The sequence below is a fragment of the Blochmannia endosymbiont of Camponotus sp. genome (assembly GCF_023586365.1).
GTDB lineage: Bacteria > Pseudomonadota > Gammaproteobacteria > Enterobacterales > Enterobacteriaceae > Blochmanniella.
Genome location: NZ_CP097759.1, coordinates 462,485 through 484,143, shown reverse-complemented (window position 1 = coordinate 484,143; position 21,659 = coordinate 462,485). Strand labels below are relative to the sequence as shown.

The following is a 21,659-nucleotide window of genomic DNA, read 5'->3' as shown; positions in this document are numbered from 1 at the left end:
TTAGTCAATGATCTTAATATATGATTCAGATCGTAATTCTTGAATCCAATTTTTTATAATTTCATCAAATTTTTTATTTAATAAATATAAATAAGCACGTTCATACATTATTTCATTGTATTCTAATATTGATATATCTATTAATTGAATTAAACGCCATCCGCAAGAGGTATATACTGGTATGCTAATTTCATTTCTTTTTAAAGAACTCAAAACTTTTCGGACTGATGGCTCAAAATCGTCTAAATCCTTGCATATTGTATTGTTTTCGTAATGATCAAAACAAATATCTTTTGATTTTTTTTTAATCATCATGCCAAACTCAGTATTACTTTTTTCCATGCGTTCTTTAATTTGTAATAGTTGTTCAACTATGTTTGAATTTTCACATGAATTTTTTATACTAAATATTTTTGCTGTAACTTTAGTTACAGGCAGCATAATTTGTTTAGAACGTATATCTTGTATTTCTACAATATGTATGCCTTCGTAAGATGTAATTGGTCCGATAACATCACCTTTGTTTATTGTTTGTAAATGTTTATCAAAAATAATCGGCATGTCTTTCCATGAAATCCATTCTGTTTCGTGCGCTTTAATTATTTGAATAATATTTTTATTAGAATATGTGCGTATGAGCTCTGTAATATTATTTTTATTAAATTCTTTTTTTTTAATTAATAATCTTGCAAAATATTCTATTTTATTTATTTGGTTTTGAGTAGGTTGTATTGGTAATGCAAATATAATATGCTTTAACTTAAATTGTTTATTCAAATCAATAATGTTTGACTTTTTGGTAATTTTATTTATCTCATTTGTCAATATATGAGCGCGATCATGCAAAACATGATCACAGATTTGTTTTTTAAGCATGTTCTGATATTGTTGGAAGTAAAATTTTTCGTAACTTAAGCCAATGTTATATAGGTATGAACGAAACTGATCGAATGTCATATCATATAAATTTAAAATACAATTAATCATTTGATTAAGTTGATTGTAGTTAATGTTGATTTCTTGTTGATCAGAAATCTGGAAAATGAGATTATCTATGATTAATTGATCTAAGATTTTTTGATAGTATGAAATATCTTGTAATATATTGTCATTAGTATTCAAGATGTTATCTTGAATCGTATAAATATTATTTCTGATATCGCTATCTAATATGATATTGTGATTCACTAATGCTACGATTTTATCGACTGTTTTTAATGCCCCAAGAACAATATTTGTTTTTAACGTAAATATTAGAATTAAAATTTTCCAAAATTTCATATTATTAACAATATTATAAGTACGAATCTGATTTCATGTGATATTTAAGGTTAAAGTGTGTGTTGATATGGAAAAACTCCTATGTTCAGCATCTTATATGGGTTTGCTTTAAAATCTGATGTAGAGTTATATATTTTGATATCTAATCGTATTTTATTGTCATATGTATTACGGTTTAATCGTTTGTTCCAATCAATCATTTTTCGCTCACAAGATACATTAATCCCCCAACATGACTTATAATACTGTATTCCTATTGTTTGATCAATGAGTTGATTAGTTTTTATATTATGGTAATGCGAGCAATTTATTTTCCAATTATCAATTAAAGGATAACAAGCGAGCACTCCTAATTGAGCAATTGTGTTGTGGTATATTGATTCTTTAATATCTGGTAGTATTTTTTCAAGGTATTGTTTGTTGGTATATCTATAATGTGTTTGTAAAACTTGATTGTCTTTACCTGTATATTCCAATATTATAGTTCCAAATGATAATGTACGATGTTGCATATCATATTGCGTTTCGGTGTTCATATGCCAATAATCATTGATATTCCAATGACTTATTCCTGAAAATAATATGATATTAGGAGTTTTGTATATGTATTTAGATATTTTTATATATTTGGAATTAAGTTGTCTCAAATCAAAAATTTGACCTATAGATGCATAAAATAATTCGTTTTTTTTCTTAAAGCATCGTATAGTTATATCCCCCGTAATTTGATTAACAGGTAAAATACGATCCAATCCACTATATGTAGTGTCATGAAATAAATTTTTATGATCTATATGAATCATATCAGTATCGTAGATACCGATGTTTTCTTGAAAACGATATGGTACATATAAATATTGTAATTTTGGTTCTAAGAAACGTTTATATTTTTTTGAAATATGTGTGTTTTTTTTTAGAATCATCTTGCTATTAATTTTTAATTGCGGGATGACACGATTAACTACATTTTGTAAATGATGGTCCAGATACTGTGTTTTGTTATAATGATTTATATTTTTTTGTCGATAATGTGTTATTTTTAATTTGGCTTCAGCATTAAAATAGCCATAACAATTATTTATTGAGACATCTAAAGTTGGTTCTGTGTGTATTCTGATTGTTTTTGGATAATGATTATTTACAGGTATAAATTGGGTTACTTGATTAAATAATTTTAAATTCAATGGTTTATGTTTGATGTGATCATAATATGAATTTAATTCTAGTTGGAACGATTCGTTGTAATTACAATAATTTTTAATTGCCGTAATATTAACATTCGTGATACCAAAATAATATAAATTAGCGTTCCAATTTTTATCACTATAATTGCATAGTATTTTTTGGTTCATACAATTATTATTAGAATGCGCATATGTTGGTATATTGATATGTTCAATATAATTATTGGAGCCTGTAGTTGAGATGTAATTAGAATTAAAATGCCATTTTCTATTCATAATACCATTATGTTTCCAATATAATTGCCAATATCTGTTATGATAATTGTTAGAAAATTTTTTATTGTATATTTTATTATTTCCTATGAGATCTAAAATTAATAATCCAGTTCCTGGTTTAATTGAGTAACGTATTTCTGTTTCTAATTTTGTTCCTAGGTTAGATGTGTAACATGGAGAGATGCTGCCCGAGTAGTGTTTTGAGAAATTAATAGGGCAAGGTATTTTAAAAATTAATCCATGTTTGCTACTGTATTTAATATTAGGTATGTAGTCTCCTAAGACATTATTTTGATATAAAGATAATGATAAATAAGGACTATAGAATATTGGTATTTTTTTTATTTTAAGGCAAGCATTCCATACATCTATGTTATGTTTATGATGATCATAAAGCATTTCCGATCCTGTTATGTTCCAATAATTTTTATTTGAAACACAAGAAGTACATGTTCCTTTCTTGACTATAGTATAGCGATTTTTTCCTCTTTGCATTATAGAATTTGCTGTTCCATGAATAGAAGGTTCTAAGAAACGATATGTGCCTTCATGAATATCTATATTTTTATTATAAAAATTAATCCAAGCGTGGGATCCAGTTAATATAATATAGTTGTTGTTATAGTGAACATGACCACAAGCATATAACGTATTGTATAATAATTCGTTTTTTTCGTTAAGTGATATTATTAATTTGTCGGACATGAAAATGTTGTTATCCTGCTTCATGTTGACAGATCCAGAAAACTGAATTTTATTAGGATAATAAATATCTAGTGCATCGGATGACATATAGATGGGTTGATCAATAGAGACGAGATTGTTGATTATAGGAATTTGCAGACAATTGGATGCATGAGCCAAAAGATAAAATTGAGTATAAAATATTATAAAAATTGAATTAATGATAGTGTTTTTTAAAAAAAACTTAATAATCATTGATTAAACTATTTTGACGCATGTTGCCCAAAAAGAATGTGAACTCTTTATGATTGGATAAATAAGTATATTATATAATATATTTATTACTGAGTAATATTTTATTATTTAAATATTATTTTTTTAAATATTTTATTTACAAATTAATAAGTAGTGCGCGCTTACATAAAAACCCAAAATTACAAATATATATATTTGTAATTTTGGGTTTTTATGTTTTATATCTACGTAGATATTTAGTTCATTTAAATGCGGAAATCATACTAACACGTGTTTTTTAGAGCAATATGTAAATTCAAATTATTTTTGTAATTTTTGCTGATTCATATACGCCTGTTTTTAGTATTCAATATTAATTTCTAATAATAGACTTCATATATTAGGATATTTATATATATCATTTTTACTCAAATGATATAAAAATTAAAAACAGATAATAGTCAATATCCATCATTTTAAATTATATTTATATTCTTGTATTTACATATAATACAAGAATATACGAATATTTGATTCGTATTATTTATAGTATATTTCCTAATAATTTCGATACAATTTTTTTAATTATTTTAATCCATACTATTGTGAAATTTTTTCATACACATACATTCCAATACGTTTATATTTTTTATTATTGTAATTTATTTTAAATATGATGGCTGGTTATTTTCATATTTTTTAATAGCAGCATCGTATTGTAAAGTTAAACTAATATTGTCTATTTTATTAAGCATACAACGTCTATGGAAAGCATTTATTTTAAAAAAATACTTTTTTTTATTATGTGTATAAATAATTTGTTCGCGTAAATTCACAGTCAAAGATATACCTTTTTTTTGTGTTGAGATTTCTTTAAACAAATCATTTATTTTTAATTCTGATAAAGTTATAAGCAATAAGCGATTATTAAAACTATTTTTATGAAAAATATCCGCAAAACTTGGAGCTATGATAACTTTGAATCCATAATCCATGAGCGCCCATACCGCATGTTCTCGAGAAGATCCGCATCCAAAATTTCTTTGGGTTAGTAAAATGCTAGCATGTTTATAATGCGGATCGTTTAACACAAAATTTGGATTTAATATTTTAGGTGTATTTTCAAGAAAGCGCCAATTAAAAAATAAGTGTGATCCAAAATCAGAGCGAGTGGTAGCTTTTAAAAATTGTTTTGGGATTATAGTATCAGTATCGATATTAGAAATATCAAGCGGTAAAACTATACCAGTATGTTGAATAAATTGCATCATATGTATGTATATGTCCTATATATCATTTAAATTTTCGAATATCCACAAAGCGTCCAGCAATGGCAGCGGCCGCTGCCATTGCTGGACTTACTAAATGAGTGCGACTCCCGCGCCCTTGGCGACCCTCAAAGTTCCGGTTGCTAGTAGAAGCACACCGCTCACCTGCTTCGAGTCTATCATTGTTCATAGCTAGACACATAGAACAACCAGGTAAACGCCATTCGAATCCTGCTTGTATGAAGATCTTGTTTAATCCTTCTTTTTCTGCTTGATTTTTTACTAGCTTAGATCCGGGTACTACAATTGCTTGTATATTTTTGGAAATATGATGTCCCTTAATTGTTTGTGCTGCTACACGTAAATCTTCAATACGCGAGTTAGTGCATGACCCTATAAACACTTTATCAATAGAAACGTCTGTTAAATAAGTATTAGATTGAAGTTGCATGTAAATTAAAGCGCGTTCAGCAGAATTGCGTTCTATAGGGTCTATAAAAGATTCTAGAGATGGAATCGGTTGATCAATAGAGATAACTTGACTAGGATTAGTTCCCCAGGTTACTTGTGGATTAACATTAGATACGTCAAAATCAAATTTTTTATCGAAGTGAGCATCGTGGTCAGAATATAAAGTTTTCCAATATAATAATGCTTGTTCCCAATTCTTTCCGGTTGGAGAAAATTTACGGTTTTTTAAATAATCATAAGTAGTTCTATCTGGTGCTATTAAAGCAGAAGTTGCTCCCATTTCAATAGCCATGTTGCACAGGGTCATGCGTTCTTCCATGCTTAAGAGAGTGATAATAGGCCCACAAAACTCTACTACATGACCGGATCCTCCCCCATGTCCAATTTTCCCAATAATTGCTAAGATTATATCTTTAGCTGTAATTCGAGGAGCGATAATCCCTGAAAGGTTAATTTGCATTGATTTATATCGAATTTGTTGTAAAGTTTGTGTTGCTAATACATGTTCTATCTCTGATGTTCCTATCCCAAAAGCTAAAGCACCAAAAGCTCCATGAGTAGCAGTATGAGAATCTCCACACACGATAGTCATACCGGGTAATGTGATACCTTGCTCTGGCGCTAAAACATGAACTATTCCTTGATAAGGATGATTTAAACCAAATAACGTAATTCCAAAATCTTTACAATTTTTTGTTAATTTATCTAATTGCTCTTTAGCCATATTTCCAGAATCATTAATATTTTTTGTTGTAGTGGAGACATTATGATCCATAGTAGCAAATGTTTTATTTGGTTGTCTAACTATACGTTTTCTTAGACGTAGTGCTTCAAAAGCTTGGGGCGATGTGACTTCATGCAATAAATGTCTATCAATATATAATATTGGAACATCATCTTTATTTTCATAAACTATATGTGCATCGTATAACTTTTGGTATAAGGATTTTCCCATATTATTTTTCTCTTTCGTTTTTAATTAACGCAGCTATAATATCACCCATTTCATTAGTACTTATGCTTTTTTCGTATTTTTTTGCTATATCAATGGTTCGATATCCTAACATTAATGCTTGAGCAACTGCTTTTTCAATTTCAATTGCAATAAAATTTAATTTTAAACTATATCTAAATAATAACGCAACAGAGAGAATATGCGCGATAGGATTAGCGATATTTTTGCCTGCAATATTCGGAGCTGATCCTCCGGCAGGTTCATACAAACCAAAATTGTGTTCATTAATACTAGCAGAAGGCAGCATACCAATGGATCCGCTTATCATGGCGCATTCATCAGATAGAATGTCCCCAAATAAATTTGGACATAGAATAATGTCAAATTTAGAAGGATTATTTATTAATTGCATGCTAGCATTATCAATATATAAGTGTTCTAATTCAACATCTGGATAATTTTTTGAAAGATGTGATACCACTTCTCTCCATAACATAGAAGTCTGCAATACGTTAGCTTTGTCTACAGAAGACACACGTTTACGCCTTTTTTGAGCTAATTTAAAAGCAATGTTGGCAATACGTTCTATTTCAAAGCGATGATAAATTGCAGTATCAAAAGCATATTCATTTAAACCTGCGCCTGAACGTCCTTGTGGTTTACCAAAATAAATACCTCCGATTAACTCACGTACGAATACAATATCAATTCCATTTGGAATCATGTTTATATTTAAAGGAGATAATTCTTTTAATGCATCAGAAAGATGTATAGGTCTTAAATTAGCAAATAAATTAAAGTGTTTGCGTAAAGCTAATAGAGCTCCCTGTTCTGGTCTTTCTGATCCTTTTAAATGCGCCCACTGTGGCCCTCCTACTGCTCCAAACAATATAGCATCCGATTGTTCGCAATATTTTAAAGTACTATTCGGAAAAGGAGTACCTTCACTATTAATTGCATCTCCTCCTATTTTATGTTCTGTGGTAATAATATTGATTTGAAATTGTTTTTTTATTGCATTTAAAATTTTATAAACTTGTCTTGTAGTTTCCGGTCCGATACCATCCCCTGGTAATACTGCAATACGATAGTTATTATTCATAAGTATTTAGGTTTTCCAAATTACTGGTTATTTTTTTTTATATATTTGCGTTGGATTATCACTTGTTTCGCGCGCCAAATATTATTTAAAACATGAATCATGGCTTTTACTGAAGATTCTATTACATCTGTATCTAATCCAACTCCATGAAAATTGCGTCCTTCATACGATACAACAATATCCACTTGCCCTAACGCTTTACGACCATGTCCTTTTGCATTCAGTTGATATCTCTCTAAATTTATAGCCAACTTAGAAATGTGAGTTAACGCTTCATAAATTGCGTCTATTGGCCCATTACCACTCGCCGAATGAGTGCATGTGTTGTTTCCACAATATAATTTTACTGAAGCATGAGCAATTCCAGAAGAGCTAGAATCTACATGAAAACATTTTAATCTGAAGAATTCTGATTGTTCTTGTTGATTATTAATGAATGCTAATGCCTCTAGATCATAATCAAATACTTGTCCCTTTTTATCTGCTAATTCTAAAAAAACATCATATAATTTATCCATGTCATAATCACTTTCTTGATAACCCATTGTTTTCATATGATGTTTTACTGCCGCTCTTCCAGATCGAGATGTAAGATTTAATTTAACATCTTTTAAACCAATAGTTTCAGGGGTCATAATTTCATAATTTTTTCTATTTTTTAATATACCATCTTGATGAATACCTGCAGAATGAGAGAAAGCATTGGAGCCAACTATTGCTTTATTAGCTGGAATGGGGATATTACACAATTGACTTACTACTTGACTAGCTCTATAAATTTCTTGACAACGAACATTAGTGTGTACGTTTAGCAAATCTTCTCGTACTTTGATGGCCATAATTATTTCTTCCAGGGCAGTATTTCCCGCTCGCTCACCAATACCATTTATAGTCCCTTCAATTTGACGAGCTCCTGCCTGTATAGCTGAAATAGAATTACCAACTGCCATTCCTAAATCATCATGACAATGAACAGAAATGATAGCTTTATCAATAATAGGGACACGATTATATAAAGAAGTAATAATTTGTCCAAACTGATATGGAGTAGTGTAGCCCACTGTATCAGGAATATTAATTGTACTTGCTCCGGATTGGATAGCAATTTCAACAATACGACATAAATTATCTATATCGGTGCGTCCAGCGTCTTCGCAAGAAAACTCTATGTCATCAGTGTATTTTCTTGCATAACGTATTGCATGAACAGTCATGTCTATAATTTGATCAAAGTTTTTTTTCAATTTAGATTGAATATGTACGTTTGAAGTGGGTAAAAATATATGAATACGAAAATTTTTTGCAACTTTTAACGCTTCAGCTGCAACGTCAATATCGTTATCAATACATCTAGCTAAGGCGCATACTAAACTATTTTTTATTTGTTGAGCTATTGTATGAACCGATTCAAAATCTCCTGGCGAAGATACCGGAAATCCAACTTCCATAATATCTACCCCTAATCGTTCTAAAGCAAAAGCAATTTGTAATTTTTCCTTTACGTTTAAACTTGCTTGTAAAGCCTGTTCACCGTCCCGTAAAGTTGTATCGAAAATAATGACTTTTTGACTCATGATCATTTACATCTCATGAATGTTAGGATGGATATGTATATAATATTTTAATTAATGGCATGCTAATTGTGAATCAATAATATCAGATTTAAATAATAATTTATTACATTAAATTTAATTAAAGTCTATTAAATATCGTTTGTCAACTATTAATACTATTAGAAGTAAAATGTTAACATAATAGCGCTATAATATTTTTTAAGATTATTTTTTGTGTTATCATTATTGACGATGATAAAGTTTTTGTGAATTTTTTAGATTGTAAACGTGCAATTTTATGTTTTGAATATAAAGTATGAAATATATTCCAATTGCAGTTTATATAAACACCTAGTACTATGAAACATAAAAAGTCGTATGTCTAGTAGTTTTTTATTATTATATACATGCTCTATATTGACTGTAGTCATAAAAGCGTATTGCTAAATGAAGCGATACAATCATTGAATATTAATGCAGCAGGCATATACATTGACGGAACGTTTGGTTCAGGAGGTCATTCTAAATTAATTTTATCTCAATTAAATAAACAAGGTCGTTTGTTAGCAATAGATAAAGATTTATTAGCTATAAAAATTGGAAAGAGCATTGCTGAACAAGATGATAGATTTACTATAATACATAGTTCATTTTCTAAAATGATCAAATATGTTAAAAGCATAGGACTGATTGGATCAGTGGATGGTATTTTATTGGATTTAGGGATCAGTACATTTCAGATAAATGATTGTAGCAGAGGATTTTCGTTCATGCAAGATGGCCTACTAGATATGCGGATGGATATTAGTGGTGGAATATCTGCTGCTGAATGGTTATCGAAGGCATCTCAGGAAAATATTACTTGGGTTTTAAAAACTTTTGGAGAAGAACGATTCGCAAAAAATATTGCTAAAGTTATAGTATCTAAAAGACGATACACGCCCATTATGCGCTCGATTGTTTTGTCTAAATTAATCTGTGACGCTATTCCTCATCGCAATATGAATAAGCATCCTGCAACTAAAAGTTTTTTAGCAATTAGAATGTATATTAATAATGAACTAGAGGAAATAGCGCAAGTGTTAAAAGATGCATTGGGCATATTGTCTCCACGAGGCAGATTGGTAGTAATTAGTTTTAATTCTTTAGAAGATCGATTGGTAAAATACTTCATTCGTGAAAATAGTTGTGTTTTGTCTATTCCTCCTAAGCTTCCGTTAACAAATAATCAAATATTTAGTAAATATCAAAATAAGTGTCAATTAAAAAATATAGGAAAATTAATGCCTTCAAAACAAGAAATTAAAAAAAATATACGTGCTCGTAGTGCGATATTACGTTGCGCTGAAAAATTGGCTATCTAAATATGATGGAAAAGAAACAATATAATCTGGTTAGTATTATTTATGACGATTTATATTTATATGGTAAGTGGCAATTGCTGTTATTATTGTTAGTATTAACATCAGCCATGTTGGTTGTGCTAGTAACTTATAAAACTAGATCTATGATTATAGATCGCGAAAAACTTGTATTGAAAAAAAACAATTTAGATACCGAATGGAGAAGTTTAATTCTTGAAGAAAAAATATTATCTCACCATAATCGTATTGAACGTATCGCCATAGATAAATTACAAATGCATTACGCGGAACTCACTCAAGATAATACATTGTACTAATCTATAAAAATTTGTTTATGTGATAAATACAAATATTATTAAAAAATGGTTATAGATCATCATCTGATGACACAATTTATGTTATATGAAGTTTAAACCCTACAATTTTCAAATAATTTTAAATAGCAAACGTTTTAATTTATTGTGTAGTTGTATTTTTTTTGTATTAATTATTTTGCTATTAAGATTAGCTTTTTTGCAAATTATTTATTCTGATCAGTTAATTAATGAAGGTAACATGCGTTCGTTACGCGTGCAAAGCACACTCTCTACTCGGGGTATTATTACTGATAGAATGGGGCAACTATTGGCAATTAGTATACCATCTGATTCGGTTTGGGTTGATCCTCAAGAAATTATCAAGAATGGTGGTATTGCTGCTGATATACGTCGTTGGACGGAATTATCTGAAATATTATCTATATCATCAGATAAATTATCCTCTCTCATTAATAATCATACTACAGATCATTTTGTGTATTTAGCACGACAAATTGACCCTGCTATTTCTAAATACGTTAGTCAACTTAAGTTACCAGGAGTATATTTGCAACAAGGATCAAAAAGATATTACCCCGCTGGGTGTGCAACTGCTCATTTGGTAGGAGTAACAGATGTAGATAGCCAAGGGATTGAAGGAATAGAAAAAAGTTTTGATGCTTGGTTGACTGGGCAGCCTACAACACGAGCAATACGAAAAGATAGATTTGGTCGAACAATTGAAGAAATTACTTTGAGTGACGGTCAATCTTCTCAAAATATTATTCTTAGTATCGACGAACGTCTGCAACATTTAGCATACCGTGAATTAAATAATGCTGTACATATGAATAAAGCAGAATCTGGCAGTATAGTATTGATAGATATCAATACCGGAGAAATTCTAGCTATGACAAACAGCCCATCATATAATCCGAACAACTTTTTGTCCATTGTTAATAAGTCTGTTATGCGTAATCGTGCTATTACTGATGCATTTGAACCAGGTTCTACAGTGAAACCTATTGTGATTATGGCCGCATTAAAACATAAGATAATCACAAAAGACACTATTATGAATACATCACCTTATATACTCAATGGACATCAAATTAAGGATGTACTATATCGTAGAAAACTGACTATTAGAGAGATATTACAAAAGTCTAGTAATGTTGGTGTTTCTAAATTAGCATTGGCTATGCCTGCAACAGTTTTAGTCAATACATATTCAAATTTTGGAATGGGTAAATCAACAAATATAGGCTTAGTGGGAGAAAGTAACGGGATATATCCATATAATCGATGTTGGTCAGACATAGAACGCGCCACCTTTTCTTATGGATATGGCTTAATGATTACTCCGTTACAATTAGCTAAAGTTTATGCTACTATTGGTGGAATGGGAATATCCCGGCCACTTTCTATTATACGGGTTGATTCTTCCTCGGTATTAGGAAATCAAGTTTTTCCAAGACCTTTAGTGCGAACTGTTTTAGACATGATGGAAAATGTGTCATCGCCAAGTGGTGGTTGTCAATCTGCAATTAAAGGATATAGGGTTGCCGTAAAAACTGGTACTGTTAAGATAGTCGGATCACATGGGAAATATATTAATAAGTATATTGCATGCACCGCTGGAGTAGCTCCAGCGAGTAATCCTAGATTTGCTTTAGCAGTAGTAATAAATGATCCTAAAAATGGTCATTATTACGGAAGTATGGTATCTGCGCCAGTTTTTAGTGCAGTGATGGGTAATGCATTAAAAATAATGAATGTAGTGCCAGATTTTTTACAATAATTTTATAAGTAATCAAGTCTCTTTGAGAAAAAAATATGTGTGATTCACGTAATTTATATAAATTATTTGCTCCATATGTTTTTAATAATCCTGCTAATCTTGAATTGACGGGGATGGAATTGGATAGTCGTAACATTGTATTAGGAAATGTATTTGTAGCAGTTAAAGGTTCTAAGGCTGATGGCAGATCATATATTGACTGTGCGATCAAAAAGGGAGCTTCGGGAGTTTTATTAGAATCTTGGAACGACATAACGATATCTAAAAAATATAATTATCATTTAAATAAAATACCTTTGGTTTATGTTAATGATTTACCACGGTATTTGTCCGATATAGCAGGTAGTTTTTATAATCATCCGTCACGTTTTTTGAATTTAATTGGTGTTACTGGCACCAATGGAAAAACTACTATAACGCATTTATTAGCTCGTTGGGTCCAACTACTAGGAGAAAAAAGTGCTGTGATGGGCACTTTAGGTAACGGAATGTTAAATAATATGTGTTTGTCTCATAATACAACATGTTCTTCCATTGATGCTCAAAAAATATTAGCTCAGTTTGTTAAAAATAAAATTAAGTTTGTTGCTATGGAGGTGTCATCACATGGATTAAATCAATATCGTGTGGATGCTTTATATTTTAAAGCAGCTATATTTACTAATTTAAGTCACGATCACTTAGATTACCACGGTGACGTGATGCAATACTCTATGTCTAAATGGCGGTTATTTGATGAATTATGTGTAGAAAAATATATAATTAATGCCGATGACCCCATTGGTTGTCGATGGTTATATTATTTGCCTCAAGCGATCGCAGTGACAATAACAAGCAATTTACCATGTTTTTGGAAAGGCAAATGGATACGTGTGGTTAAGGCCGATTATCATATTCATGGTGTAAATATAATTTTTGATTCAAGTTGGGGACATGGAGTAATTCATAGTCAATTATTAGGAGAATTCAACGTTAGCAATTTATTATTAGCCTTAGGTACGTTGTTAGTATTAGGGTATCCTCTATCATTATTGGTACATACGTCATCTCAACTACAACCGGTAGCTGGTAGAATGGAAGTATTTCGTTCTCATGGATATCCTACGGTTATAGTAGATTATGCACATACTCCGGATGCATTAGAAAAAGTTCTAATTTCAATTAGACGGCTTTATTGTTATGGTCAATTATGGTGTGTTTTTGGTTGCGGAGGCGACAGAGATCCAAGTAAACGTGCTTTAATGGGCTGTATTGTAAGCCGGTATGCTGATTGTATAATTATTACCAATGATAATCCGCGCATGGAAGAACCACAATCGATTATAAATGATATTATTTGCGGCATAACATACCCAAAAAAAATTATTAAAGTTATTAAAAATCGTTACTGTGCGATACAGACCGCTATTTTAAAGGCATCTTTAGAAGATGTAGTATTAATTTCTGGGAAAGGTCACGAAAAATACCAAATTATCGGAAATAATCGCATATATCATTCTGATCAAGATATAGTAGAAAATTTTTTAAAGAACAATGTATTATGATTCCGTTTAGTTTGCATGAAATAGCGCCAGTTTTAAACGCTAAATACATTGGTATGGATTTAATTATTCATGCGATTACTATCAACTCAAATATTATTTATAAACAATGTATGTTCATAGCGTTAATAGGTAAACGTTTTGATGGTCATGATTTTACCAGTCAAGCAATTGTTGCTGGCGCTCAAGCATTGCTAGTAAATCATCATGTATTGTTAGATGTTCCTCAATTGATAGTTCCTGATACTCGTTGTGCTTTAATAATGTTAGCACATTGGGTACGCCAAAAAGCATCAGCAAAAGTTATTGCTATCACTGGATCAAGCGGCAAAACATCAGTAAAAGAAATGACCGCCTCTATATTAAAAGGATGTGGGCATACAATAGCAACACAAGGTAATTTTAATAATATGGTTGGAGTACCAATTACTTTATTACGTTTAACAAAAAAAAATAGTTTTGCGATTATCGAATTAGGAGCAAGTTCTCCTGGAGAACTTGCTCAATTAAGTAAAGTAGTCGCTGCTAATGTAGCTTTAGTAAATAATGTTTATCCTGCACATTTATCAGGTTTCAAATCATTAGCTAAAATAGGAAAAGAGAAAGGGGAAATTTTTTCTGAATTAGATTTAAACGGAAAAGGTATTATAAATGCTGACAGTCATGCTTTGTCTTTGTGGCGTAAATCATTGAAGGGAAAATCTATGTGGTTTTTTTCTTTACGTACTAGCGTAGGCATAGATTTTTTTGCAAGTAACATTATTCCCGAAAAAAATGGAACACGGTTTATTTTACATACTCCATATGGAACTTCTCCAGTGGTTTTATCAATGTTAGGAACACATAATGTGGCTAATGCTTTAGCTGCTAGCGCTCTTGCATTTTCTGTAGGAGCAGATTTATCAGAGGTAGTTTATGGATTAGAAAATATAAAAACCTTACCTGGTAGATTATTTCCAATTATTTTAGGTGAAGGCAAATTATTATTAGATGATACTTATAATGCAAACGTTGGTTCTATGATATCTGCTATTCATGTGCTAACTACAATGCCAGGTTATCGTATATTGGTGGTCAGTGATATGTTAGAATTAGGAAAACATAAATCAATCAAATATCATTGTTATATTGGGAAATTAATCTCAACGACAAATATCAATAAAATTCTTACCATAGGTAGCGTTAGTTATTGCATTTCTAAAATATGCGGAAAAGGAAAACATTTTCGAAATAAAAATAAATTAATCATTTATATCAAGCAAATGTTGTCTACCCATAATTCAATTAGTGTGTTAGTGAAAGGATCACGCGGTTTTAAAATGGAGCAAATAATAGATGCTATTCGAGATGGATCAACATGTTATTTTGGCTAACAGAAAATGTATTAGTACTATATTCATTCAGATTTAATATTGTTTATCATTTAGCTTTCAGAGCTATTATTAGTTTTTTATCAGCATTGTTTATTTCTTTAGGGATAGGTCATTATGTAATTACGTGGTTTCATAATTTGTGTTTTTTTCAAATAGTGCGTTGTGATGGACCAAAATCACATACTCAAAAACAAAGTACACCTACTATGGGTGGAATTGTAATGATTCTGTCGATTGCCATATCAGTAATTATGTGCGCTGATTTATCAAATATATATGTATGGTATGTATCGTTTATACTAATAACATACGGAATATTGGGTTTAATTGACGACCTGTTAAAAATTAAAAGGAAAAGTTCTTCGGGTTTGAGTGTGTTGCATAAATATTTTTGGCAATCATTAATTGCTTTAACGTTAGTTATTGTTATCTTTATGTCAGATCGTAGTTCTACATCTACACAATTAATAGTGCCGTTTTTTAAAAATTTTATGCCGCAATTGGGTATCTGGTATATTGTTCTAGCATATTTTGTTGTTGTCGGGACAAGTAATTCAGTGAATTTATCTGATGGTTTAGATGGGTTAGCGATTATGCCTGTAATATTCATTTCAGCTGGATTGGCTATAGTTGCGTGGATGAGTAATGATATTTATTTTGCTAGTTATCTAAATATTCCTTATATTTGTTTTTCTGGAGAATTAATAATTATATGTTCTGCTATTATCGGGGCTGGTCTTGGATTTTTATGGTTTAACACTTATCCGGCTCAGATATTTATGGGTGATGTAGGTTCTTTATCACTTGGAGGTACACTTGGGATAATTGCGGTGTTGTTACGTCAAGAATGTTTATTATTAATTATGGGCGGTATGTTTGTAATAGAAACTTTATCTGTGATCTTACAAATAATTTATTTTAAATTATTTAGACAACGGATATTTAAAATGGCACCAATTCATCATCATTTTGAACTAAAAGGTTGTCCAGAACCTCGTATTATAGTGCGATTTTGGATTATATCTTTAATGTTAGTTTTTGTGGGATTAATTTCTTTAAAGATGCGGCAGTAAAAGTATGTATAATTACCGAGGATCGCGAGTTGTAATTATCGGTTTGGGGATTACGGGTTTATCTTGTGTTAATTTTTTTTTAGATCGTGGTGTAATACCAAAAGTAATAGATACTCGTATATATCCTCCGGGAATAAAAAAATTACCTCACGTTGTACAGTGTTGTTTGGGCTCATTTAATGATATATGGTTATTGAGTGCTACGTTGATTGTAGTTAGTCCTGGAGTGCGGTTAGATCATCCAATTTTAATTGAAGCTTTAAAATTAGGAATAGAAATTATTGGTGATATTGAATTATTTGCACGTGAAGCAACTGCACCGATAATAGCTATTACTGGATCTAATGGAAAAAGTACAGTAACCCAATTGGTTTCCAGAGTAGCTAGGGGGTTTGGATGGCGTGTTGGTGTAGCAGGCAACATAGGTGTGCCTGCGCTTTCTTTACTAAATAAATCGTATCAACTATATATACTGGAGATTTCAAGTTTTCAATTAGATACAACCTATAGTTTACGTGCAATAGCAGCTGTAATTTTAAATGTTAGTGAAGATCATATGGATCATTATTCTGGTGGATTAAAGCAATATTGGTTTTCTAAGCAAAGGATTTATAAAAATGCTAAAATTTGTGTGATGAATGCTTCAGATACTTTAACAACACCTATATATAACGATTATGATCATTGTATAAGTTTTGGTGAAAACGAAGATTCTGCAGATTATTATCTGAAATATTATAAAGGACATACTTGGATAGTTGCATACAATGAATATGTGCTTAATTGTTCTAAAATGAGAATTAATAATCGTATTAATTATATAAATGCATTATCTGCTTTAGCATTGTCGGATATCGTCAAGATTCCTCGCTCTGTTTCTTTAAAAGTATTGTGCCAATTTTCTGGTTTAACGCATCGTTGTCAATTGATTTATAAAAATCATGGAGTGAGTTGGATTAATGATTCCAAAGCTACTAATGTCAATGCTACTAAAGAAGCGATCAATAATTTAACGTTATCCGGTACGTTACATTTAATATTAGGAGGTGATGGTAAATTAGCTGATTTTTCTTCTTTAAAACATTTGATTAAACAACATGAGATACACCTGTATTGTTTTGGAAAAGATGGATTATTATTGACGACATTAGGATTTAGTGATGTTATTTTTACAAATACAATGATTCAAGCAATGCGTATTATTAATCGTCGTATAAAATCGAAGGATATAGTTTTATTATCTCCGGCTTGTTCTAGTTTAGATCAATTTAAATCATTTGAAATGCGTGGACTGGTATTTACTTGTTTTGCGCGAGAATTTGGATAATGAGGATCTTTAAAACAAAAATTATTAATCAGCCATTAAAATTGGGTAAAAAAAAATCATCAAATATTAATATATTATATGATCGTATATTTTTTTGGTTAATGTTGGGATTAATTGGCATTGGGTTTGTTATCATTAGTTCAGGATCAATACCTACTGGCATGCGATTAGCGAACGATCCATGTTATTTTATAAAACGCGTCATTGTTTATTACAGCGTGACATTTTTATTATCTGTAATTATTTTAAAAATACCCATAATAGTTTGGCAGAATTATAGTGTTATTATGTTGCTATGTAGCTATATAATGTTGGTAACTGCATTAATCTTAAATAATTCTACTAATGGGGCATCGCGTTGGATAATGTGGGGTGCGTTATGTATTCAGCCTGCGGAATTATCAAAATTATCTTTTATTTGCTATCTCGCTAACTATTTAGAACGTAAATCAAAAGAAGTACGCACCAAATTTTGGAGTATATGCAAACCCATAGTAATAATGATTATATTAGCTGTATTATTATTAGCGCAACCTGATTTTGGTAGCATTATTATTCTTTTTATTACTACTTTGTCTATATTATTTCTTTTTGGCGCTAAGTTATATCAATTAATATTGATTTTTGTATGCAATATATTTTTAATTATACCTTTAATTGTGATTAAACCTTATCGCATACAACGTATACTTACTTTTTGGGATCCATGGAAAGATCCGTTTGGCAATGGTTATCAATTAACTCAATCATTAATAGCTTTTGGCCGTGGAAAATGCTTTGGAGAAGGACTAGGAAATTCTGTGTTGAAATTAGAATATTTACCTGAAGCTCATACTGATTTTATTTTTTCTATTCTTGCGGAAGAATTAGGATATTTTGGAGCAATTTTAGTGTTGTTTATGTTATTTATAATTGTGCTTCGCGCCATGATTATTGGTCATCGTGCCTTGAGTGTTAATCACAGATTTTCCGGTATTTTAGCCTGTTCTATTAGCATGTGGTTTGGATTGCAAATTTTTATTAATATAGGTACTGTTAGCGGGATATTACCCACAAAAGGATTAACATTGCCATTTATTAGTTATGGAGGATCTAGTTTTTTGATTACAGTAATGGCAAGCATGCAGTTGTTAAGAATAGATTTCGAGACACGTTTATCTAAAAATCAAGCTTTTTTGAAGCGCACGAAAAAATGAATCAAAAAAAGAAAATTATGATTGTAGCGGGTGGTAGCGGGGGGCATGTGTTTCCGGGATTGTCGGTGGCTAATTATTTAATCAATCATGGGTATCAAGTTGTTTGGCTAGGTACTGCAGATCGCATTGAATCGAGGTTAGTTCCTCAATACGGCATCGATATTAAATTTATTCATATTAACAGGTGGAATGGTGAAAAATTAAATGTTAAGTGTATTATGCCGCTATTTATTTGTTTAGCAATATATCAAGCACGAAAAATTATAAAATATTGGAAACCTGATATAGTGTTAGGAATGGGTGGATATGTTTCCGGGCCCGGTGGATTAGCAGCATGGATATGCGGTATTCCTTTAATAATACATGAGCAAAATAGAATTATCGGTTTAACTAATCGGTATTTATCAATTTTTTCTAAAAAAGTATTGCAAGGATTTCCTGGTACTTTTCCCAATGCTAAAATGGTGGGAAACCCAATACGACGCGCAATATTAGCTGTGCCAAATCCATCTAGACGATGGAAAGGTCGTGTTGGTCCTATTCGCGTTTTAGTGATTGGAGGCAGCCAAGGCGCGCACATATTAAATAAAGTCATCCCAAATATGGCTGAGAAATTGTCTAATAAATTAATCATATGGCACCAAGTTGGAGAACAAGATTTCAAAAAAGTAATATGGGCTTATCAAAAAATAAAACAAAGTTATCATAGAATTGTAAAATTTATTGATGATATAGCCCAAGCATATGCTTGGGCAGATATATTGATATCCCGTGCTGGAGCATTAACAGTAAGCGAGGTATCTGTTGTAGGATTACCAGCAATATTCGTACCTTTTGTACATCATAAAGATCGTCAGCAATATTGGAATGCCGTGCCGTTAGTGCAAGCAGGGGCAGCAAAGATTATTGAACAAAAAAATTTTACAAGTGATGCTGTTGGCGCAATGTTAGAATCTTGGGATCGAAAAACATTATGTAGTATGGCTCAACGCGCTAGAAGTATAGCTGCGCCTAATGCAACTCAACAAGTTTCTCAAGTAATAATTGAATACTTAAAAAAATAAATATATTAATAAATGCCATCTTGATAAATGGAAAAATATTGAAAGTATATTGAATAGATATGTCAAATATACTATTATCTGAGCCGATCAATGCTGTGCCAATGATGAATCGTATTAGACAAATACATTTTGTTGGTATAGGCGGAGCTGGCATGTGTGGAATTGCAGAAATATTGACACATGAAGGCTATTCTATCACTGGGTCTGATATTGTACATAATAGTACGACACGTCATTTATTTGAATTAGGGGTGAAAATCTATATTGGGCATAAATGTAGTAATATAAACAACGCTAATGTTGTTGTTGTATCTAACGCTATTCATCCAAATAACCCTGAAATCTTAGCTGCTAAACAAGCTCGTATTCCTGTTATTAAACGTGCGGAAATGTTATCCGAATTAATGAGATTTAGATATGGAATAGCTATTTCTGGAACGCATGGGAAAACCACTACTACTACAATGATAGCCAATATTTATACTGCAGCAGGATTAGATCCAACGTTTATAAATGGAGGTATAGTCAAATCAGAAGGTGTATATGCTCGACTTGGATATAGTCGTTATTTAATCGTAGAAGCAGATGAAAGTGATAATTCATTTTTGCATTTGCATCCTATGGTAGAGGTAATTACCAATATTGATACTGATCATATACATGAGTATCAAGGAAATTTTGAACATCTTAAAAAAGCATTTGTTAATTTTTTACACAATCTACCATTTTATGGGTATGCTATAGTGTGTATTGATGACCCAGTAATTTGTGAGATTTTACCCAAAATTAACAGGAAGATCATCACTTATGGTTTTAATAACAATGCTAATCTACATATTTTTAATTACCATCAACATATAGAAAAAAGTAGTTTTACCGTATTGCGTCCAAATCAAACAAAATTACAGGTTACTTTGAATGCCCCTGGTTGTCATAATGCACTGAATGCTACAGCTGCGATTGCAGTAGCAACTGAAGAAGGAATTAGTGATAAAATTATTCTCAAAACTATGTTGGATTTTCAGGGAACACATCGACGTTTTGAAAATTTAGGTTATTATTCTTTAAATAAAATAAATGGGCAAACAGGAGAAATTCTGTTAATAGATGATTATGGTCATCACCCGGCTGAGTTACACGCTACTATTACAACAATTCGAACCGGATGGCCTGATAGACGGTTGATTATGGTATTTCAACCTCATCGATATACGCGTATAAAAGAATTATATCATGATTTTGTTGATGTACTTTCTAATGTAGACATTCTTTTGATATTAAATGTTTATTCCGCCGGAGAATCACCTATTTTAGGAGCAGATAGTCAATCCTTATGTCATGCAATTCGTGAATTTGGTAAGATTAATCCAACATTTATATCAAATACGCAAATGTTATCCGGATCATTATCCCGATTCTTAAGAAATAACGATTTGCTCTTAATTCAAGGAGCTGGTACAATAGGAGAGGTTGTGCGTAGATTAATTATTAAAAACGGTTAACATAAACATATGAGAATTATGACTCTTAATGGTACGGCATGATAAAATGTGAGAATGAATAACACAATAATAAATTTTTAGGAAAATAAGAATACGCAGTAAAGAGTAGGTCTG

General features: G+C 31.0%; 16 protein-coding genes. 10 read left to right on the top strand and 6 right to left on the bottom strand.

Going from position 1 to position 21,659, the window contains the following annotated elements:
• The 6 genes from M9407_RS02045 to leuA form a co-directional block, all read right to left on the bottom strand.
• The gene (locus tag M9407_RS02045; RefSeq protein ID WP_250236840.1) at positions 1 to 1,281 is read right to left on the bottom strand and encodes a peptidylprolyl isomerase; all 1,281 of its coding nucleotides are present in this window, start codon (positions 1,279 to 1,281) and stop codon (positions 1 to 3) included.
• Between the two features lie 50 nt (positions 1,282 to 1,331).
• Entirely contained in the window at positions 1,332 to 3,680 is a 2,349-nt protein-coding gene (lptD, locus tag M9407_RS02040; RefSeq protein WP_250236839.1) for an LPS assembly protein LptD, read from the bottom strand.
• A 641-nt stretch (positions 3,681 to 4,321) separates the two neighbouring features.
• Positions 4,322 to 4,930, bottom strand: a complete 609-nt coding sequence (gene leuD, locus M9407_RS02035; protein ID WP_250236838.1) for a 3-isopropylmalate dehydratase small subunit — start codon at positions 4,928 to 4,930, stop codon at positions 4,322 to 4,324.
• 22 nt (positions 4,931 to 4,952) lie between these two features.
• On the bottom strand, positions 4,953 to 6,353 hold the full coding sequence (gene leuC, locus M9407_RS02030) for a 3-isopropylmalate dehydratase large subunit (protein WP_250236837.1): 1,401 nt from the start codon (positions 6,351 to 6,353) through the stop codon (positions 4,953 to 4,955).
• Position 6,354: 1 nt separating this feature from the next.
• A complete protein-coding gene (leuB, locus tag M9407_RS02025) occupies positions 6,355 to 7,455 on the bottom strand; it encodes a 3-isopropylmalate dehydrogenase (RefSeq protein ID WP_250236836.1) in 1,101 nt (366 codons plus the stop codon).
• Between the two features lie 20 nt (positions 7,456 to 7,475).
• The gene (gene leuA, locus M9407_RS02020) at positions 7,476 to 9,029 is read right to left on the bottom strand and encodes a 2-isopropylmalate synthase (protein WP_250236835.1); all 1,554 of its coding nucleotides are present in this window, start codon (positions 9,027 to 9,029) and stop codon (positions 7,476 to 7,478) included.
• A 386-nt stretch (positions 9,030 to 9,415) separates the two neighbouring features.
• Here leuA and rsmH point away from each other — a divergent pair, with 386 nt between their 5' ends.
• From rsmH to murC, 10 genes are all read left to right on the top strand, one after another.
• A complete protein-coding gene (gene rsmH / locus M9407_RS02015) occupies positions 9,416 to 10,372 on the top strand; it encodes a 16S rRNA (cytosine(1402)-N(4))-methyltransferase RsmH (protein ID WP_250236834.1) in 957 nt (318 codons plus the stop codon).
• 2 nt (positions 10,373 to 10,374) lie between these two features.
• On the top strand, positions 10,375 to 10,689 hold the full coding sequence (gene ftsL / locus M9407_RS02010) for a cell division protein FtsL (protein WP_250236833.1): 315 nt from the start codon (positions 10,375 to 10,377) through the stop codon (positions 10,687 to 10,689).
• An 85-nt stretch (positions 10,690 to 10,774) separates the two neighbouring features.
• A complete protein-coding gene (gene ftsI, locus M9407_RS02005) occupies positions 10,775 to 12,469 on the top strand; it encodes a peptidoglycan glycosyltransferase FtsI (protein ID WP_250236832.1) in 1,695 nt (564 codons plus the stop codon).
• A gap of 35 nt (positions 12,470 to 12,504) precedes the next feature.
• Positions 12,505 to 14,013 (top strand): UDP-N-acetylmuramoyl-L-alanyl-D-glutamate--2,6-diaminopimelate ligase, encoded by a 1,509-nt coding sequence (gene murE / locus M9407_RS02000; RefSeq protein ID WP_250236831.1) that lies wholly within the window; start codon positions 12,505 to 12,507, stop codon positions 14,011 to 14,013.
• Positions 14,010 to 15,383, top strand: coding sequence for a UDP-N-acetylmuramoyl-tripeptide--D-alanyl-D-alanine ligase (murF, locus tag M9407_RS01995; protein WP_250236830.1), 1,374 nt, complete (start codon positions 14,010 to 14,012; stop codon positions 15,381 to 15,383). Before murE ends, murF begins: the two co-directional genes overlap by 4 nt.
• Positions 15,368 to 16,456 (top strand): phospho-N-acetylmuramoyl-pentapeptide-transferase, encoded by a 1,089-nt coding sequence (gene mraY / locus M9407_RS01990; RefSeq protein WP_250236822.1) that lies wholly within the window; start codon positions 15,368 to 15,370, stop codon positions 16,454 to 16,456. The genes murF and mraY overlap by 16 nt, the downstream gene beginning before the upstream one ends.
• A 4-nt stretch (positions 16,457 to 16,460) precedes the next feature.
• Complete coding sequence (gene murD / locus M9407_RS01985; protein ID WP_250236820.1) at positions 16,461 to 17,783, top strand: UDP-N-acetylmuramoyl-L-alanine--D-glutamate ligase; 1,323 nt, start codon at positions 16,461 to 16,463, stop codon at positions 17,781 to 17,783.
• Positions 17,783 to 18,979, top strand: coding sequence for a cell division protein FtsW (gene ftsW / locus M9407_RS01980; protein ID WP_250231485.1), 1,197 nt, complete (start codon positions 17,783 to 17,785; stop codon positions 18,977 to 18,979). Before murD ends, ftsW begins: the two co-directional genes overlap by 1 nt.
• The gene (murG, locus tag M9407_RS01975; protein ID WP_250231483.1) at positions 18,976 to 20,043 is read left to right on the top strand and encodes an undecaprenyldiphospho-muramoylpentapeptide beta-N-acetylglucosaminyltransferase; all 1,068 of its coding nucleotides are present in this window, start codon (positions 18,976 to 18,978) and stop codon (positions 20,041 to 20,043) included. The genes ftsW and murG overlap by 4 nt, the downstream gene beginning before the upstream one ends.
• A gap of 59 nt (positions 20,044 to 20,102) precedes the next feature.
• Positions 20,103 to 21,545: a UDP-N-acetylmuramate--L-alanine ligase gene (murC, locus tag M9407_RS01970; RefSeq protein ID WP_250236819.1), complete on the top strand. Its 1,443-nt coding sequence runs from the start codon at positions 20,103 to 20,105 to the stop codon at positions 21,543 to 21,545.
• Positions 21,546 to 21,659: the final 114 nt, after the last annotated feature.

Coding starts and splice junctions, on each gene's coding strand:
- M9407_RS02045 (WP_250236840.1), bottom strand. CDS start 1,281: ATGAAATTTTGGAAAATTTTAATTCTAATATTTACGTTAAAAACAAAT.
- lptD (WP_250236839.1), bottom strand. CDS start 3,680: ATGATTATTAAGTTTTTTTTAAAAAACACTATCATTAATTCAATTTTT.
- leuD (WP_250236838.1), bottom strand. CDS start 4,930: ATGATGCAATTTATTCAACATACTGGTATAGTTTTACCGCTTGATATT.
- leuC (WP_250236837.1), bottom strand. CDS start 6,353: ATGGGAAAATCCTTATACCAAAAGTTATACGATGCACATATAGTTTAT.
- leuB (WP_250236836.1), bottom strand. CDS start 7,455: ATGAATAATAACTATCGTATTGCAGTATTACCAGGGGATGGTATCGGA.
- leuA (WP_250236835.1), bottom strand. CDS start 9,029: ATGAGTCAAAAAGTCATTATTTTCGATACAACTTTACGGGACGGTGAA.
- rsmH (WP_250236834.1), top strand. CDS start 9,416: ATGCTCTATATTGACTGTAGTCATAAAAGCGTATTGCTAAATGAAGCG.
- ftsL (WP_250236833.1), top strand. CDS start 10,375: ATGATGGAAAAGAAACAATATAATCTGGTTAGTATTATTTATGACGAT.
- ftsI (WP_250236832.1), top strand. CDS start 10,775: ATGAAGTTTAAACCCTACAATTTTCAAATAATTTTAAATAGCAAACGT.
- murE (WP_250236831.1), top strand. CDS start 12,505: ATGTGTGATTCACGTAATTTATATAAATTATTTGCTCCATATGTTTTT.
- murF (WP_250236830.1), top strand. CDS start 14,010: ATGATTCCGTTTAGTTTGCATGAAATAGCGCCAGTTTTAAACGCTAAA.
- mraY (WP_250236822.1), top strand. CDS start 15,368: ATGTTATTTTGGCTAACAGAAAATGTATTAGTACTATATTCATTCAGA.
- murD (WP_250236820.1), top strand. CDS start 16,461: ATGTATAATTACCGAGGATCGCGAGTTGTAATTATCGGTTTGGGGATT.
- ftsW (WP_250231485.1), top strand. CDS start 17,783: ATGAGGATCTTTAAAACAAAAATTATTAATCAGCCATTAAAATTGGGT.
- murG (WP_250231483.1), top strand. CDS start 18,976: ATGAATCAAAAAAAGAAAATTATGATTGTAGCGGGTGGTAGCGGGGGG.
- murC (WP_250236819.1), top strand. CDS start 20,103: ATGTCAAATATACTATTATCTGAGCCGATCAATGCTGTGCCAATGATG.